This is a genomic window from Corynebacterium vitaeruminis DSM 20294, from assembly GCF_000550805.1.
GTDB classification, from domain to species: domain Bacteria; phylum Actinomycetota; class Actinomycetes; order Mycobacteriales; family Mycobacteriaceae; genus Corynebacterium; species Corynebacterium vitaeruminis.
On sequence record NZ_CP004353.1, the window covers coordinates 1,291,886 to 1,308,053 of the forward strand.

The window sequence follows — 16,168 nt, forward strand, 5'->3', positions numbered from 1 at the left end:
GAAGGGCCGGTTCCCAAGTAGTGGAACCGGCCCTTTCGGGGCGTCAATCGCCGCTATTTCCGCAGCAGCCTGCCCAGGATTGTGGCGAGGTTGCCGAAGTGCTGAACCTCGCTGGGCAGGTAGTCGGGGCCACCGACGCGCCCGAGCACGAGGATGAGCGAGCCGTCCTTCTCCAGGGGTGCGGCCGCCAGCGCCGTGTCGAGCAGGGCCCACGACTCGGGGATCCACTCCTCGACATCGGGCCGCAGCACGCGCGCCTCGGGCAGGTCGAAGGCGTCCGGTGAGGTGCCGTCGTCCTCGGGGGCCGCGGGCGAGGCGGTGACCCGCTGCAGCTTCCCGCCGTCCACTCTGAGCAGGATCGCCCAGTTCGAGGTGAGCACGCGGGGGATGTTGTCGATGAGCTGCGCCAGCGAGGACTTCTGGTTGCTGGCCGCCGCCAGCTCCGCCAGCATCTGGATCTGGCCGCGGCGGTCGACGGTGCCGCTGAACGGGCGAATCGAGTCCACCTCGACGCCCTCGACCTCGTGCGCGGCGGTGATGAGCGCGTCCGCCATCACCGTCGAGGGTAGGCTGACGACCATGTCATCCATGACGGTGCCATCGGGGAAAGCCTGGACGACGTCGACGGATTGGATATCGCCGCCGGTGCTGCCGATGGCATCTGCTAAAAGTCCCAGGCTGCCGGGACGGTCGGGGAGCAGGATGCGGATTAGGTACGCCATGGGAAACCTCAAGTTAAATCAGTATTTGGAAGAAATCTCTTTACCGCGCCATCATACGACCCCGCCGACCCCCGCGGAGCGAGGGGAGGGGGAGGATGAAAATAATTGGTGCACTCCTATTAACGCGCGCGGCGGCGATAAGTTCCCAGTGAAAGTAACTAGGGACACATTTATTCTTCGCCCTCAGCGCAGATCACCTGTGTGTACCTGGGGCTTACTCCCGTGATTTATGGGCCTCGTACCGGCGCAGAGTCAGCGTGCCCCGTCGCGCCCGCACTCAGGACCGTGCAGTACTATGTCCTCTAGTACCCGGCGAGACTCGTCGGGTGTGCGGCGGCGCCCGGAACGGGGAATGTCGCCCCACGTCAACGTTGCAACACACGTGTAAAGGATCTATTAAGTGCCTGAGATTTCGCGCGATGAAGTCGCACACCTGGCCAAGCTGGCTCGCCTCGCGTTGTCGGATGAGGAGCTCGATCGTTTCGCAGAACAGATCGACGGCATCATCGGCAACGTGAGCGCGGTTCAGAAGGTGGCCGCTGAAGGTGTGGAGCCGATGAGCCACCCACACTCCATCAAGACCACCATGCGTGAGGACGTCGTCGAGCAGCTCCTCACCCCGGAGCAGGCCCTCGACCAGGCACCTGCGGTCGAGGATCAGCGTTTCGTGGTTCCGCAGATTTTGGGAGAGGCATCCGAGTAAATGAGCACCTACCTAGTTCCCGATTCCGGCCTCACCTCGCTGACCGCCGCCGAGCTGGCTGAGAAGATCCACTCCCGCGAGGTCTCCTCCCGCGAGGTCACCCAGGCGCACCTCGACCGCATCAACGAGGTCGACGGCGCCCTGCACGCCTTCCTGCACGTCGGCGCCGAGGAGGCCCTTGCCGCCGCCGACGCCGTTGACCGCTCTCTGGACGCGGGCGAGGCCCCGGCGTCCGCACTTGCGGGCGTCCCGCTGGCGCTCAAGGACGTCTTCGTCACCACCGACGCGCCGACCACCTGCGCCTCGAAGATCCTCGAGGGGTATCGCGCGCCTTACGACGCCACGGTCACCACCCGCATCCGCAACGCGGGCATCCCGATCCTAGGCAAGACCAACATGGACGAGTTCGCCATGGGCTCATCCACTGAGAACTCCGCCTTCGGCCCGACCCACAACCCGTGGGACGTCGAGCGCACCCCGGGTGGCTCCGGCGGCGGCACCTCGGCGGCGCTGGCCTCCGGCGAGGCACCGCTGGGCATCGGCACCGACACCGGCGGATCCATCCGCCAGCCCGCCGCTCTGACCAGCACCGTGGGCGTGAAGCCCACCTACGGCACCGTCTCCCGCTACGGCCTGGTTGCCTGCGCTTCCTCCCTCGACCAGGGCGGCCCGACTGCCCGCACGGTCCTGGACACCGCGCTGCTGCACGAGGTGATCGCGGGCTACGACAAGTACGACGCCACCAGCGTCAACCGCCCGGTCGCCCCCGTCGTCGAGGCCGCCCGCGAGGGCGCCAACGGCGACCTCAAGGGCGTCAAGGTCGGCGTGGTTAAGCAGTTCGACCGCGAGGGCTACCAGCCCGGCGTGCTCGAGCAGTTCCACGCCTCCGTCGAGCAGCTGACCAGCCAGGGCGCCGAAATCGTCGAGGTCGACTGCCCGCACTTCGATGACGCGCTCGCCGCCTACTACCTCATCCTTCCGTGCGAGGTGTCCTCCAACCTCGCGCGTTTCGACGGCATGCGCTACGGCCTGCGCGTCGGCGACGACGGCACCCACTCCGCGGAAGAGGTCATGGCCCTCACCCGCGCGGCCGGCTTCGGCCCCGAGGTCAAGCGCCGCATCATCCTGGGCACCTACGCCCTGTCGGTGGGCTACTACGACGCCTACTACCTGCAGGCGCAGCGCGTTCGTACGCTGACCGCCCAGGACTTCGCCAAGGCTTACGAGAAGGCCGACGTCCTCATTTCCCCGACCACGCCGACCACGGCGTTCAAGCTGGGGGAGAAGGTCTCCGACCCGCTGGCGATGTACAACTTCGACCTGTGCACCCTGCCGCTGAACCTCGCCGGCCTCTGCGGCATGTCTCTGCCCGCTGGCCTGGCGCCGGACACCCAGCTGCCGACTGGCCTGCAGATCATGGCCCCGGCCTTCCAGGACGACCGCCTGTACAAGGTGGGCGCTGCCTTCGAGGCTGGCCGCAAGTAGACGATCCGTCCAAAACCGTTTCCCCCTTTCGCCCTCACCGGCGGCTGGGGGATTACTGTTTGCCTGGCGCCGCAACCCGACTTCACTCATTAGACTTCACTCCAAGAAATACCCTGGTGGGGTATGGATATTGGGTGAAGTCTAGCGACTGAAGTCGAAGTTGGATTTGCGGGCAAAAAGGGCCGCCGGGCGAACCTTTGACATGTCACGCGGGTAGGCTGAACCGAGCACATAATGGCTGGATGCTCGCCCGCGGCTTCGCGGCCGAAGGTGGGCGTCGAAAAGCAAAAACGGGAAGAAGGGCTGAATGGCGAAACGGGAACGGGTGCACGCGACCACCTTGCCGCTGCCGGAGGCGCAGGCGTGGCCAGCGCTCATCGCGCTGTGCGTGGGGTTCTTCATGATTCTGCTGGATCAGACCATCGTTTCGGTGGCCACTCCCGCGCTGCAGACGGGGCTGGGGGCCAACTACAACGAGGTCGTGTGGGTGACGTCCGCGTACCTGCTTACCTTCGCCGTCCCGCTGCTCGTGACCGGGCGCTTGGGGGATCGATTCGGGCCGCGCAGCCTGTACCTCGGCGGCATGGTCGTCTTCACGCTCAGCTCGCTGGCGTGCGGCCTGTCGCCGTCGATGACGTGGCTCATCATCGCCCGCGCGGTGCAGGGCTTGGGTGCCGCGATGCTCACCCCGCAGACGATGAGCGTGATCAACCGCATCTTCGCCCGCGAGCGGCGGGGTGCGGCGCTGGGCGTGTGGGGCATGACCGCTGGCGTGGCCAACCTGACGGGGCCGGTGCTCGGCGGCATCATCACCGAGTCGATCGGCTGGCAGTGGATCTTCTTCATCAACGTGCCCTTCGGCGTGCTCTCAGTGCTGCTCGTTTACCGCTACGTACCGGTGTTCCTCACAACCGAGCGCAAGGTGGACCCGGCGTCGATCGTGCTGTCGGTGCTGGCGGTGTTCCTCCTGGTCTTCGGATTGCAGCAGGGCGAGACCGAGGACTGGGCGCTGTGGATCTGGGTGTGCCTGCTCGCCGGTCTGGGCTTCGGCTGGCTGTTCGTGAGGCAGCAGTCGCGCGCCGAGCGCAAGGGCAACGACCCGCTCATGCCGCTGAAGCTGTTTAGCTTCCACAACTTCTCCATGGGCAACGTGGCGATCTTCGCCATGGGTTTCGTCGTCGCGGGCACGCCGCTGCCGATCATGCTGTACCTGCAGCACGTCCACGGGATGAGCCCCTTGGCGGCGGGCTGCATGATGATCCCGCAGGCGTTTTCTTCGCTCACGCTGTCGCCGTATATTGGCCGGAAGTCCGACAGCTACTCGCCGAACAAGCTCGCGGCGATGGGATATGCGATCTCCGGGCTGGCCTACCTGGGCATGTTCGCGGTCATGCAGTTCTCGGCGCCGGTGTGGTGGGTGTTGGTGGTCACCTTGTTCATCGGTATCGGCAACTCCTTTGTCTGGTCGCCGAACTCCACCTCCACCATGCGCGACCTCAGCCCGCAGCTCATGGGTGTGGGTTCGGGCGTGTACAACACCACCCGACAGCTGGGCTCGGTCTTGGGCTCGGCGGCCATCGGCGCGGTCCTGCAGTGGCGTGTGAACGTCACCGACCTCGGTGCGGCCTATGGCCAGTCCGTCGCGGTGGCCGCGCTGGCGCTCCTCGTGGGCATCTGGGCGGCGCTGGCGGCGAACAGCCGCGAATTATCAATTGAAAAGCGCTCTCAACAGGCAGATTTCCAATAGCGCGCGTAGATTGGGGCCATGACTTTCAAGGTAAAGGCCCTTCAGAAGACCTCGCCGGAGGCACCGTTCCAGGTGACGGAGATCGAGCGCCGCGACCCCCGCGAGGATGACGTCGTCATCGACATCAAGGCCGCCGGCATCTGCCACTCCGACATTCACACCATCCGCAACGAGTGGGGACAAGCCCACTTCCCGCTCACCGTGGGGCACGAGATCGCTGGCGTGGTCTCCGCCGTGGGCGACGCGGTGACTAAGTTCAAGGTCGGCGACCGCGTGGGCGTCGGTTGCCTCGTCAACTCCTGCGGCGAATGCGAGCAGTGCCGCAACCACCAGGAACAGGACTGCCTCAACCGCCCGGTGGGCACCTATGACTCGCTCGACGTGGACGGCACGATCACGCAGGGCGGCTACTCGCAGAAGGTCGTCGTCAACGAGCGCTTCGTGTGCACCATCCCGGACGGTCTCGACTTCGACCACGCCGCGCCCCTGCTGTGCGCGGGCATCACCACCTACGCGCCGATCGCCCGCTGGAACATCAAGGAGGGCGACAAGGTCGCCATCGTGGGGCTTGGCGGACTCGGCCACATGGGCGTGCAGATCGCGGCGGCGAAGGGTGCGGACGTCACCGTGCTCTCGCGCTCGCTGAAGAAGGCCGAGGCGGCCGCCGAGCTCGGCGCCCATCGCACCCTCGCCACCAGCGAGGAGGGCTTCTTTAAGGCCCACCGCGGCGAGTTCGACTTCATCCTGTCCACCATCTCCGCGTCCTACGACCTGCAGGATTACCTGCGCCTGCTCAAGCCGCACGGCGTCATGGCAGTGGTCGGCCTCCCGCCGGAGAAGATGAGCCTGGGGCTTGGCTCGCTCATCGGCGGCGGCAAGGTGCTCACCGGCTCGAACATCGGCGGCATCAAGGAGACCCAGGAGATGCTCGACTTCTGCGCCTCGAAGGGGATCGGCGCGGTCATCGAGAAGATCGGCGTCCACGACGTCGACGCGGCCTACGATCGCGTCGTCGCAGGGGATGTGAAGTTCCGCTTCGTCATCGACACCTCCACCTTCGAGGAGTAGCAGGAACCTCACGCGGAGAAAACTCCATTGCGGGCGGGTGGCGTCCAAGGCGGGCGCCGCCCGCTTTCTGTTGCGGTGTGCTCTTTCGTTCCCGCTTAGAAATCGAGCACACATTTGTGATAGCCTAACCTAACTTTAATCGGGGTGTACGAACGCCTCCGGGTACGAGAGGGAGAGAAATGGCGCGCAACGAGCAGCAAACAGGCACTATGCAAGGCGGCGGGGCTCCGGAAGCGGGGCGAGGCCCCGGCAAGGGCCGGAAGATGGTGGCAAGGCCCGCCACCCTGCGTGCCCGCACCGAGATCGGAAAGAACATGGTGCGGCTGAGCTTCGACGCGCCCGCGATGGTGGGAACCGATCCGGTGTCCGAGGCCCCCACCGACCGGTACGTGAAGCTGCTGTTTATCCCGGAGGGCGCAGGCTACGAGTGGCCTTTCGACCTGCGGGAGATCAAGGAAGCCGTCCCCGGCGAGCTGCAGCCGGTGCGGCGAACCTACACCTTGCGCAACGTGGACCCGGCGGCAGGCACCTTTGACATCGACTTCTACCAGCACGGCGACACCGGGCTGGCCAGTCGTTGGGCAGCCACGGCGCGGATCGGCGAGACGATCGCCTACCTGGGCCCGGGTGGGGCCTGGCGCCCGGCGCCGGGGTACTCCCACTTCGTTCTCGCGGGCGACGAGTCGGCCGCGCCCGCCATCGCGGAGGCTATGACTCAGCTGCCAGCAGGCGCCAGCGCGCAGGTCTTCATCGAGATCGCCGATGCAGGTAGCCGCATTCGCTTGTCGACGCCCAGCTGCGATCTGGAACAGCTCCCCGAGGGGGTGCAGCTCGAGTGGGTCGAGCGAGGCGATGCCGTGCCGGGTGCGAAGCTCGTGGAAAAGCTGCGCGGGTCCAGCTTCCCCGATGTTCCCACCAGCTGGTTCGTGCACGGTGTGGCGGAAATGGTCAAGGATGTCCGGCGCCTGTTGTTCGTGGAGCGATCGGTGGCGAAGCAGGACGCGTCGATCTCCGGCTACTGGCGGCTGGGCGCGACCGAGGACGTCTGGCAGGCCACCAAGCGGGAACTGCTTGCCGAGTGGGAGGCGCAGGAAAAATAACTGGGGCGCGCCGCTCAAGCGGCGAGCCCCTGGGGGAAATATCTAGTCGTTCTTCTTGATATCGGAGAGGACGCACGCCGCGCCGGAGCTCACCGCGGTGACGGCGAGGACGGACGGCCAAGCGCCGATCTTCTTGGCCAAGGGGTGGGAGGCGCCGAAGGCGCCGACGTACAAGGCGGCGAGGGCTGCGGTCGTGGCCGGGTTAGTCTTGGCCAGCCAGGAGCGGCCCGCCCACACACCCGCGGCGGCAAGTACCACGCCGCCGAGGGGGCGGATGCCGGTCTCGCGGGCGACCAGCCAGCCGCCGATGAGGCCGACTAGCTCGACGTTGGCGGTGCTGACGTCTTCTGGCTTCTTCAGGTTAAAAATCTTTGAGCTCATACCTTGCGATGGTAGTCGCCACTATCGCGGAGGGGCCGGGATTGTGGCTGTGGACATTCTGGCGGACGGGTGGGAGTTTCCGGGGAGCCTCCGGGCGGGGGTGCCTACTCGGGTGCAAAAGCGGGCATGCGACGCCTTTTCGGCCCTTCCCGGGAGAGAGTCGGTGGCATTTGTCACTACTTGCAATCTCACAGTGCCCGAACGGGCATGGGCGAAACTGGGGCGCTAAACTTGGCTTCATGCGACTTGCAACTTTGACCTCTGGTGGTGACTGCCCAGGCCTCAACGCCGTTATCCGTGGCATCGTTCGTACGTGTTCCGAGTATGGCTCGACTGTCGTCGGCTACGAGGACGGCTGGGTCGGCCTCATGGAAGACAAGCGGATCCAGCTGTATGACGACGAGAACATCGACCGCATCCTGCTGCGCGGCGGCACGATCCTCGGCACCGGTCGCCTGCACCCCGATAAGTTCAAGAGCGGCCTCGACCGGATCAAGGCCAACCTCGAGGACGCTGGCATCGACGCGCTCATCCCGATCGGCGGCGAGGGCACCCTGAAGGGCGCCCAGTGGCTCTCGGACAACGGCATCCCCGTCGTCGGCGTGCCTAAGACCATCGACAACGACGTCAACGGCACCGACTATACCTTTGGTTTCGACACCGCGGTCTCCGTGGCCACCGACGCCATCGACCGCCTCCACACCACGGCGGAGTCCCACAACCGCGTCATGATCGTCGAGGTCATGGGCCGCCACGTGGGCTGGATCGCCCTGCACGCCGGCATGGCTGGCGGCGCGCACTACATCGTCATCCCGGAGCAGCCCTTCGACATCGCGGAGATCTGCAAGAAGATGGAGCGCCGCTTCCAGATGGGCGAGAAGTACGGCATCATCGTCGTCGCCGAGGGCGCGCTGCCCGAGGAGGGCACGATGGAGTTCGCCGAGGGCGGCGTGGACCAGTTCGGCCACCAGACCTTCAACGGCATCGGCCAGGTCATCGGCGACGAGATCAAGAAGCGCCTCGGCCACGACGTGCGCACCTCGGTGCTCGGCCACATCCAGCGCGGCGGCACCCCGACCGCCTTCGACCGCGTGCTGGCCACCCGCTACGGCGTTCACGCCGCGCGCGCCTGCCACACCGGCGACTTCGGCAAGATGGTCGCCCTCCACGGCGAGCACATCGAGCTCATCTCCTTGGAAGAGGCAGTCGGCTCGCTGAAGGTGGTCCCGGAGGGCCGCTACCGCACCGCACGTGCGCTGTTCGGCTAAAGCCTGAGCTTTTTCTAGGCGCACGCCTGCTGGCATTCACCGGTGGGCGTGCGCCTTTGTGCTTCCACGGCCTCGATCTGCTCCGAGATGCAGCCAGCGAGATCGCTGGGGCGGAGGAACTCCTCGACGGGGTCGAGCCTTCGAAGCGCCTGAGCAATCGCGCCGTCGGCGCGGCGTGCCTCCATGTCGGTGAGCCCGTGCATCCGCGGGGCGACGGGGAAAAGCTTCTCGAACGCGAGCAAGCCTTCCTCTACCGCGTAGTCGGCGATCAGGGGGAAGCGCAGCAGCGCCTTGGCCACGAGGTAGTGCAGCTGCACGTACCCATCCAGGGGGTCGTCCAGGAGGATCGGACCGTCGTACTCCGGGCGCCCTTCGGCGGCGAGCCTTAGCCAATGGCGCCATTCCTGGCGATGGGACTCGCGCTCCTCGAGCCAGAGCCGGACGTCGTCGGCGAGCTCGCCGTAGGCGCCGGGGAGCCCGGAATGGTCGAGCAACGCGCCGTTCATGAAGGCGGAGACGAGGCGCCGGACGAGCAGCTGCTCGCGGTAGGCGGCGGGGTAGCAGCCGCGCTCGGAGAGGAAGACGGTCAGCGGCGGGGTGGGCAGAAAGGACAGCGGGTACACGGTGACTCCTTGGTCGCTCGGTGGTGTGTTCCCCTCGCACGCTACGGCGGCATACGCGGCGTGTCTCGGCCGGGCGCGGGCAGGGCCCGAAATCTGTGGATGGTTCCACTGGGTGAGACGGCAGGGGAGAGTTATCCACAGAAACCGGCCCGATTCCCCTTTTCCGCGGGCTCGCGGGATGGGTTTTTCGTCGATAAGCAAATGCGAAAGCAGCCGACGGGGTCTAGGCGACGGTGCAATCGGTGCATAGTAGTATTGTCCGCATGACTAGCGCTATGTACGACCTGATGGACTACGACGAGGTCCTTGAGAAGTTCGATCCGGTGATGGGCCTTGAGGTGCACGTCGAGTTGGCGACCGAGACCAAGATGTTCTCCGCGCCCTCCGCGCACTTCGGCGCAGCGCCCAACACCAACGTCGACCCCGTCTCCCTCGGCCTGCCTGGCGCGCTTCCCGTGGTCAACGCCAAGGGCGTGGAGTGGGCCATCAAGATCGGCCTGGCGCTCAACTGCAAGATTGCCGAGTCCTCGCGCTTCGCGCGCAAGAACTACTTCTACCCGGACCAGCCGAAGAACTACCAGATTTCCCAGTACGACGAGCCCATCGCCTACGACGGATACCTGGACGTCCTGCTGGACGACGGCACCCCGTGGCGCGTGGAGATCGAGCGCGCGCACATGGAGGAGGACACCGGCAAGCTCACCCACATCGGCGGCGCCGACGGCCGCATCCACGGCGCGACCACCTCGCTGGTCGACTGCAACCGCGCGGGCATCCCGCTCATCGAGATCGTGACCAAGCCGATCGAGGGCGCAGGCGAGCGCGCGCCCGAGGTGGCCCGCGCCTACGTCGGCGCGCTGCGCGACCTGGTCAAGGCGCTCGGCGTGTCCGACGCCCGCATGGACCAGGGCTCCATGCGCTGCGACGCCAACCTCTCCCTGCGGCCGATCGGCCAGAAGGAGTTCGGCACCCGCACCGAGACCAAGAACATCAACTCTTTGAAGTCCGTCGAGCAGGCCGTGCGCTTCGAGATGCAGCGCCAGGCGCAGGTGCTCGAGGACGGCGGCGAGATCGTGCAGGAGACCCGCCACTACCAGGAAACCGACGGCACCACCTCCAAGGGACGCCCGAAGGAGACCGCCGAGGACTACCGCTACTTCAACGACCCGGACCTGCCGCCGGTCATCGCGCCGAAGGAGTGGGTCGAGGAGATCCGCGCTACGCTGCCGGAGCTGCCGTGGGTGCGCCGCGCCCGCATCCAGAAGGAGTGGGGCCTGAAGGACGAGGAGATGCGCGACCTCGTCAACGCCGGCGCACTCGACCTCATCGTCGAGACCGTTGAGGCGGGCGCCGAGCCCACCGAGGCGCGCTCCTGGTGGGTCGCCTACCTCTCCCAGAAGGCCAACGAGGCGGGCGTCGAGCTCGACGCCCTGTCCATCGCCCCGGCGCAGGTGGCTCGCGTCATCGCGCTGGTTAAGGAGGGCAAGCTCACCAACAAGCTGGCCCGCCAGGCCGTCGACGGCGTGCTCGCCGGTGAGGGCGACGTGGACGAGGTGGTCAAGGCACGCGGCCTCGAGGTCGTGCGCGACGACGGCGCCATCGAGAAGGCCGTCGACGAGGCGCTCGCCGCCAACCCGGACATCGTGGAGAAGTACAAGGCCGGAAACAAGAAGGTCACCGGCGCGATCGTGGGCGCGGTCATGAAGGCCACCCGCGGCAAGGCTGATCCGGCCCAGGTGAACAAGCTCATCGCCCAGAAGCTGAAGTAGGAAGCAAGCCCTAGGACTCAAGCCTCAAGCCCCGTTGCAGCGCGCGCCGCGCCGAGCGGGGCTTGCGTCGTCCCGGGGTCGCGGAAAAGTTGGTTAGCATACCCTGAATGAGGGGGCTTGAGGCGGGGGTTAGGTCGTGCGCCGCCGAGGCGCTAAAATGATAGAGGTTTTCAGTAGTGGGTTTCTACTGAAATTCACACGTCGTGCCTCGGTGACCCCGCTCCCGCGGGGCGTTTTGCGCGCTGGGGAACGCGGTGCAAATCCGCGACGGTCCCGCCACTGTGAGCGACCCCGCACTCGGTCATCGAGGGGCGGGGCCGTGAGTCAGATCGCCGGTTACGCGAGGCGCTTTTGTCCTACACTTTCTCCCGGAAGGGAGTGCACGAGTGATGCCGAGGAGCATCGGAAAGAAGGCGACATGCGATTGAAGCGACTGGCGACGGTGCTTGTGGCATCGGCCATCGCGCTGGCTGGCTGCAGCGTGAGCGATTCCCAGGATCAGGGGGGCGCGGGGGAGAAGCACCTTAACGTCGAGACCGTCTACAAGGCGGACACGACCGACCCCCACACCGTGGGTAACCCCTACTTCTTAAGCTCGGGCGCGTTCGAGACGCTCACGAAGGTTTCCCAGGAGGGCACGCTCAAGCCGTGGCTTGCCGACAGCTGGGACTCCCAGGACATGATTCACTGGACCTTTGCCCTCCACGACGGCGTGAAGTTCCACAACGGCAAGGCCATGGATGCGGAGGCCGTGAAGAAGAGCATCGAGCACGCCATCCAGGTCAACCCGGCGATGGCCAAGAGCCTGCCCATCGAGTCGATGTCCGCCGACGGCAAAACCTTAAGCGTGGTCACGACGAAGCCGCTGGCGACCCTGCCCTCCGCCTTTGCACACTACAACGCCGTGATCACTGACGTCGATGACTCCGGCTCCGCCCCCGTGGGTACCGGCGCCTTCAAGTTCACCTCCCTCGACATCGCCCAGGCTGGCGAGCTCGAGGCCAACCCCGACTACTGGGACGGCAAGGCCAAGCTGGACACGGCGACGCTCACCGCCAATGAGGATGCGAACACCCGCATGATGGATCTCCAGTCCGGCCAGACGGACGTCATCTTCCGGCCCTCGCTGGAGAACCTCGACGCGCTGAACTCCGACGACATCAAGGTGGAGACCGTGGCCTCCTCGCGCGTCTACGAGCTCATGTACAACTACGCTAACCCTGCGTCGGGTTCCCTGTGGTCGAACGAGGAGTTCCGCAAGGGCTTCGATGCGCTCATTGACCGCGAAGGCATCAACAGCTCGATTCTCAAGGGCAACGGCGAGGTCGCCGTCGGCCCGTTCTCCCCGTCGTCCCCGGCCGCCATCGACGGGCAGGCGCCCGCCTTTGGCGTCGACAAGGCGCTGGAATACTTCAAGAACGCAGGGCTGAGCGTCGACGGCGGCCAGGTGACCAAGGACGGCGCGCCGCTTAACTTCACCATCGCCACCTACACCGCCCGCGCCGAGCTGCCGCTCATCGCGCAGGCGATCCAGGACCAGGCGAAGAAGGTGGGCATCACCTTGAACATCGTGACCCCCGATAACATCGACGAGTTCCTGCAGGCAGAGCCGTGGGACATCGCCACCTACGCGCTCAACACCACGACCCGCGGCGACGGCTCCTACTTCGTCTCCAGCTCCTACGCCTCCGACGGCGCGCTCAACTACGGCAAGTACAACGACGCGGAGCTCAACACCATGATCGACAAGTTCAATACGACCATCGATCAGGACGAGCGCATGAAGCAGGTCCAGGAGATCGGCACCTACCTGCAGGATCACACCGTGAACTCCTACATCGTCTTCCCGCACACCTCCGCGGCGCTGAAGACCTCCGTGAGCGGCTGGGTCACCCCGCCAAACGAGCACGAGTACCCGCTCATCACGAAGGACCTCGACATTGCGTCCTAGCCTTCGCGCGTGGGGCAGGAGGGGGCTGGGCATCGTCCTCAGCTTCCTCTTCCTCACGATTGTCAGCTTCGGGGTCGGCTCGATCGCGCCCGGCGACGCGTCGCTCTCGCTCCTGCGCACGGACACCGTCGCGGTCAACACCGACGACGTGGCCAGCGTCCGGCACGAGCTGGGGCTCGATCGGCCGTGGCCGGAGCGCTACCTGCGCTTCCTTGGCGGGCTCACGCGCGGCAGCCTCGGCGACTCCTACTTCAGCGGGCACACCGTCACGGGCGACATCGCGAAGGCCGCGCCCATCACTATCAACCTCTCGCTGGCCTCGCTGGTCCTCGCGGTGGCGTTCGTGCTTGTCCTCGGCTGGCTGGCCGCGAAGTATCAAGGCTCGCTCCTTGATAAGTTGATTCTGGGACTGTGCTACGTCGGCGCGGCGCTGCCCAGCTTCTGGCTGGGCCTCCTGCTCATCTCGCTCTTCGCGGTCTCGCTCGGCTGGCTGCCGAGCTCCGGCTGGCACGGGGGCCGCGGGCTCATCCTGCCCACGGTGGTGCTCGCCGTCGCGATCGCGCCGCCGTTCATCAAGGTGTTCCGCGGCCGCTTCATCGAGGTCGCGGACTCCGATTTCGTCCGCGCCGCCCGCGCCCGGGGGTTGAAGACCTCCACCATCGAGCGGCGCCACGTGCTGCGCGGCACGCTGGTCCCGATCGTGACCATGCTGGGCGTGAGCCTAACCAGCCTGCTGTCGGGTTCGGTCGTGGTCGAGGTCGTCTTCGGCCTGCCCGGCCTGGGAAGCATGGTGATGGAGGCGATCGGCCGCCGCGACTGGCCGGTCGTGCAGGGTTTCGTTTTCGTCATCGGCGTGGTCGTCATCGCAGTCATGCAGCTTGTCGACGTCGCCTGTCGGCTCATCGACCCCTCCCTGAAGGCGGGTGAAAGGGCGTGATGAAGCTTCTACAATCCTCTCGCTCGCTGGGATGGCAGGTGGCCCTCGTCCTCGCGCTGGTCGCCCTCGTCCTGCTCGGGCCGTGGATCGCGCCGTACGACCCGGTCGCCGTCGACCTGGGGAACGTGCTGGCCGCGCCGAGTGGGCAGCACTGGCTGGGCACCGATCAGCTCGGCCGCGACCTGTTCTCCCGGGTGTTGGCCGGTGGCCAGCGCACGGTGGGGATCTCGCTCGCCGCGATCGTCCTGTGCATCCTCGTCGGGGCAACCCTGGGCCTGCTCTCCGGAATTAAAGGAAAGTGGCTTGACTGGGGCGTCATGCGCGTCTCTGACGCCTTTCTTTCCTTCCCGGAATACGTGGTGGCCATCGTCATCACCGGCATCCTCGGCGCGGGCTACGTCAACCTGCTGCTGGCCATCGTGGCAGTGAAGTGGGTGGGCTACGCCAAGCTCGTCCGCGCCATCGTCCGCGAGCAGCGCGGGGCGACCTATCTCACCGCGGCGCGGATCTCCGGCGCGGGCACTGGGCGCATCGTCGTGGGACACCTGGTCCCGCACGCCTGGGGACCTGTGCTGTCGCTGGCCACGGTCGACCTGGGCAAGATCGTGCTGCTGGTGGCCTCGCTGTCCTTCCTCGGGCTCGGCGTGCCACAGCCCGTCCCGGAGTGGGGCTTCATGCTCAACGAGGGGCGCCTTTACTTCGGCCAGACCCAGCTGCTCATGCTGGCGCCTGGCCTCGCGATCTTCCTCTTCGTTCTCGCCACCAGCCTGGTGGGGGACCGGCTCGCCTTGCGGCTGGGCCGGACCACGTCTGGGGAGGAGGAGAAGTAGTGTCGCACAACGAAAAGACCCACAGCCTGCTCGAGGTCCGCGGATTGCGGATCGGCGCGGGGGATAGGGAGCTCGTCCACGGCGTGGACCTCTTCGTCGCGCCCGGCGAGTGGCTGTCGATCATCGGCGAGTCGGGCAGCGGCAAGACGCTGAGCACGCTCGCGATCGCCGACCTCCTCCCGCGGGGCCTGCGCCGCGAGTGCGGGCGCCTCGACTTCGCGGGGACGGATCTCCTGTCCGCCTCCGGCGAGGAGCTGCGCCGGATCCGGGGTGCCGACATCGCCTACGTCTTCCAGGACTACGCGAGCGCGCTCAGCCCGTTCTACCGGGTCGGGGCCCAGATGCGGGAGGCGATGGCCGCCCACTTTAGCGTCGACAAGCGACGTGCAAACGCGCAGATCGCCGACGCGCTGAGCAAGGTCAACCTCGACCCGACGCTGGCGGGGAGGTACCCGTTCGAGCTCTCCGGCGGGCAGCTGCAGCGCGTGGTGCTGGCGATGGCGCTGCTCGCGCGGCCGCGGCTTGTCATCGCCGACGAGCCGACGACGGCACTGGATTCGGTAACCCAAAACGCCATCCTCGAGCTGCTCGACTCCCTGCGCGGCGAGCTCGGGTGCGCGATCACCTTCGTCACTCACGACCTGCGGTGCGTGCGCAACCGCGCGGACACGGTGGTCGTGATGCGTGAGGGGGAGATCGTCGAGGCGGGGCCGGCCGCGCGCGTCATCTCCGCGCCCCAGCACCCGTATACCCGGCGCCTGTTCGCCGCCGTACCCAGCATCGCCGGCGGGCAGGCACGACTCCCCGAGGAGGTCAACAGTGAAGGCTAACGCGCTCGACGTCCGCGGCCTGTCCGTGAGCTATCGCGGGCACGAGGTCCTCCAGGAGGTCGGCCTCACGCTGCCGACGGGAAAGTGCCTCGGGCTGGTGGGCGAGTCCGGCAGCGGCAAGAGCACCCTGGCCCGCGCGGTACTTGGCCTGCAACCCGCGGACGCCGGCGAGGTCTCGCTCTTCGGCGAGCCCTTCTTCTCCCTGCGGCCCGCCGCGCGGGCCCGCGTGCTGCGCAGGGTGCAGATGGTGTTCCAGAGCCCCTCTAGCTCATTTAACCCCCGCCGCGACCTGCGCTGGAGCGTGTCCGAGCCGCTGCGCTGCAACCCGGAGGCCCGCCTGCGACTGTGCCCCGGCGGCCAGCTCGACGAGTACCTCGAGGAGCTCATGCGCACCGTCCGCCTCGACCCCGCGCTGCTCGACAGCTACCCGCGGGAGCTGTCCGGCGGGCAGCTGCAGCGCATGGCGATCGCCCGTGCGCTGTCCACACGTCCTGGGCTGATCATCCTCGACGAGCCCACCTCCAGCCTGGACGTCTCGGTGCAGGCGAGCGTGCTCAACCTGCTCAAGGACCTCCAGGAGGCGCACCAGATGAGCTACCTGTTCATCACCCACGACCTCGGCGTGGTCCGGTTCATGGCCGACGACATCGCGGTGCTGCGGGAGGGGCGGATCGTGGACGCCTTCCCCGCGGGCGAGCTGCTCTCCCCGGCGCGCGACGAGTACACGAAGAACCTCGTGGCGGCGTTCATGTAG

At 66.7% G+C, this 16,168-nt stretch carries 15 protein-coding genes and 1 riboswitch; of the genes, 12 read left to right on the top strand and 3 right to left on the bottom strand.

What is annotated here, in order from left to right; translation table 11 throughout:
• Positions 1 to 53: 53 nt before the first annotated feature.
• Entirely contained in the window at positions 54 to 722 is a 669-nt protein-coding gene (locus tag B843_RS06000; RefSeq protein ID WP_025252614.1) for an ACT domain-containing protein, read from the bottom strand.
• A 400-nt stretch (positions 723 to 1,122) separates the two neighbouring features.
• On the opposite strand from B843_RS06000, the gene gatC reads away from it, so the two are divergent.
• The 5 genes from gatC (at position 1,123) to B843_RS06025 (ending at position 6,825) form a co-directional block, all read left to right on the top strand.
• Positions 1,123 to 1,425, top strand: a complete 303-nt coding sequence (gene gatC, locus B843_RS06005; RefSeq protein WP_025252615.1) for an Asp-tRNA(Asn)/Glu-tRNA(Gln) amidotransferase subunit GatC — start codon at positions 1,123 to 1,125, stop codon at positions 1,423 to 1,425.
• Positions 1,426 to 2,910, top strand: a complete 1,485-nt coding sequence (gatA, locus tag B843_RS06010; RefSeq protein WP_025252616.1) for an Asp-tRNA(Asn)/Glu-tRNA(Gln) amidotransferase subunit GatA — start codon at positions 1,426 to 1,428, stop codon at positions 2,908 to 2,910.
• A gap of 307 nt (positions 2,911 to 3,217) precedes the next feature.
• Entirely contained in the window at positions 3,218 to 4,657 is a 1,440-nt protein-coding gene (locus B843_RS06015; protein ID WP_038595338.1) for a DHA2 family efflux MFS transporter permease subunit, read from the top strand.
• Positions 4,658 to 4,675: 18 nt separating this feature from the next.
• Positions 4,676 to 5,725, top strand: a complete 1,050-nt coding sequence (locus B843_RS06020; protein WP_025252618.1) for an NAD(P)-dependent alcohol dehydrogenase — start codon at positions 4,676 to 4,678, stop codon at positions 5,723 to 5,725.
• 263 nt (positions 5,726 to 5,988) lie between these two features.
• Positions 5,989 to 6,825: a siderophore-interacting protein gene (locus B843_RS06025; RefSeq protein ID WP_038595340.1), complete on the top strand. Its 837-nt coding sequence runs from the start codon at positions 5,989 to 5,991 to the stop codon at positions 6,823 to 6,825.
• Between the two features lie 42 nt (positions 6,826 to 6,867).
• On the opposite strand, the gene B843_RS06030 is transcribed toward B843_RS06025, so the two are convergent.
• The gene (locus B843_RS06030) at positions 6,868 to 7,206 is read right to left on the bottom strand and encodes a hypothetical protein (protein WP_034650321.1); all 339 of its coding nucleotides are present in this window, start codon (positions 7,204 to 7,206) and stop codon (positions 6,868 to 6,870) included.
• Between the two features lie 239 nt (positions 7,207 to 7,445).
• On the opposite strand from B843_RS06030, the gene B843_RS06035 reads away from it, so the two are divergent.
• A complete protein-coding gene (locus B843_RS06035; RefSeq protein ID WP_025252620.1) occupies positions 7,446 to 8,474 on the top strand; it encodes a 6-phosphofructokinase in 1,029 nt (342 codons plus the stop codon).
• 14 nt (positions 8,475 to 8,488) lie between these two features.
• Here B843_RS06035 and B843_RS06040 read toward each other — a convergent pair whose 3' ends face one another.
• Positions 8,489 to 9,097 (bottom strand): hypothetical protein, encoded by a 609-nt coding sequence (locus B843_RS06040; RefSeq protein WP_025252621.1) that lies wholly within the window; start codon positions 9,095 to 9,097, stop codon positions 8,489 to 8,491.
• Between the two features lie 263 nt (positions 9,098 to 9,360).
• Here B843_RS06040 and gatB point away from each other — a divergent pair, with 263 nt between their 5' ends.
• The 6 genes from gatB (at position 9,361) to B843_RS06070 (ending at position 16,168) form a co-directional block, all read left to right on the top strand.
• A complete protein-coding gene (gene gatB, locus B843_RS06045; protein ID WP_025252622.1) occupies positions 9,361 to 10,866 on the top strand; it encodes an Asp-tRNA(Asn)/Glu-tRNA(Gln) amidotransferase subunit GatB in 1,506 nt (501 codons plus the stop codon).
• 191 nt (positions 10,867 to 11,057) lie between these two features.
• Positions 11,058 to 11,221: riboswitch (cobalamin riboswitch) on the top strand.
• A gap of 63 nt (positions 11,222 to 11,284) precedes the next feature.
• Positions 11,285 to 12,817 (top strand): ABC transporter substrate-binding protein, encoded by a 1,533-nt coding sequence (locus tag B843_RS06050; RefSeq protein WP_038595343.1) that lies wholly within the window; start codon positions 11,285 to 11,287, stop codon positions 12,815 to 12,817.
• Positions 12,807 to 13,754 (top strand): ABC transporter permease, encoded by a 948-nt coding sequence (locus tag B843_RS06055; RefSeq protein ID WP_025252624.1) that lies wholly within the window; start codon positions 12,807 to 12,809, stop codon positions 13,752 to 13,754. Before B843_RS06050 ends, B843_RS06055 begins: the two co-directional genes overlap by 11 nt.
• Complete coding sequence (locus B843_RS06060) at positions 13,754 to 14,584, top strand: ABC transporter permease (RefSeq protein ID WP_034650313.1); 831 nt, start codon at positions 13,754 to 13,756, stop codon at positions 14,582 to 14,584. The genes B843_RS06055 and B843_RS06060 overlap by 1 nt, the downstream gene beginning before the upstream one ends.
• Positions 14,584 to 15,414: an ATP-binding cassette domain-containing protein gene (locus B843_RS06065; protein ID WP_051483463.1), complete on the top strand. Its 831-nt coding sequence runs from the start codon at positions 14,584 to 14,586 to the stop codon at positions 15,412 to 15,414. Before B843_RS06060 ends, B843_RS06065 begins: the two co-directional genes overlap by 1 nt.
• Positions 15,404 to 16,168, top strand: a complete 765-nt coding sequence (locus tag B843_RS06070) for an ABC transporter ATP-binding protein (protein WP_025252627.1) — start codon at positions 15,404 to 15,406, stop codon at positions 16,166 to 16,168. Before B843_RS06065 ends, B843_RS06070 begins: the two co-directional genes overlap by 11 nt.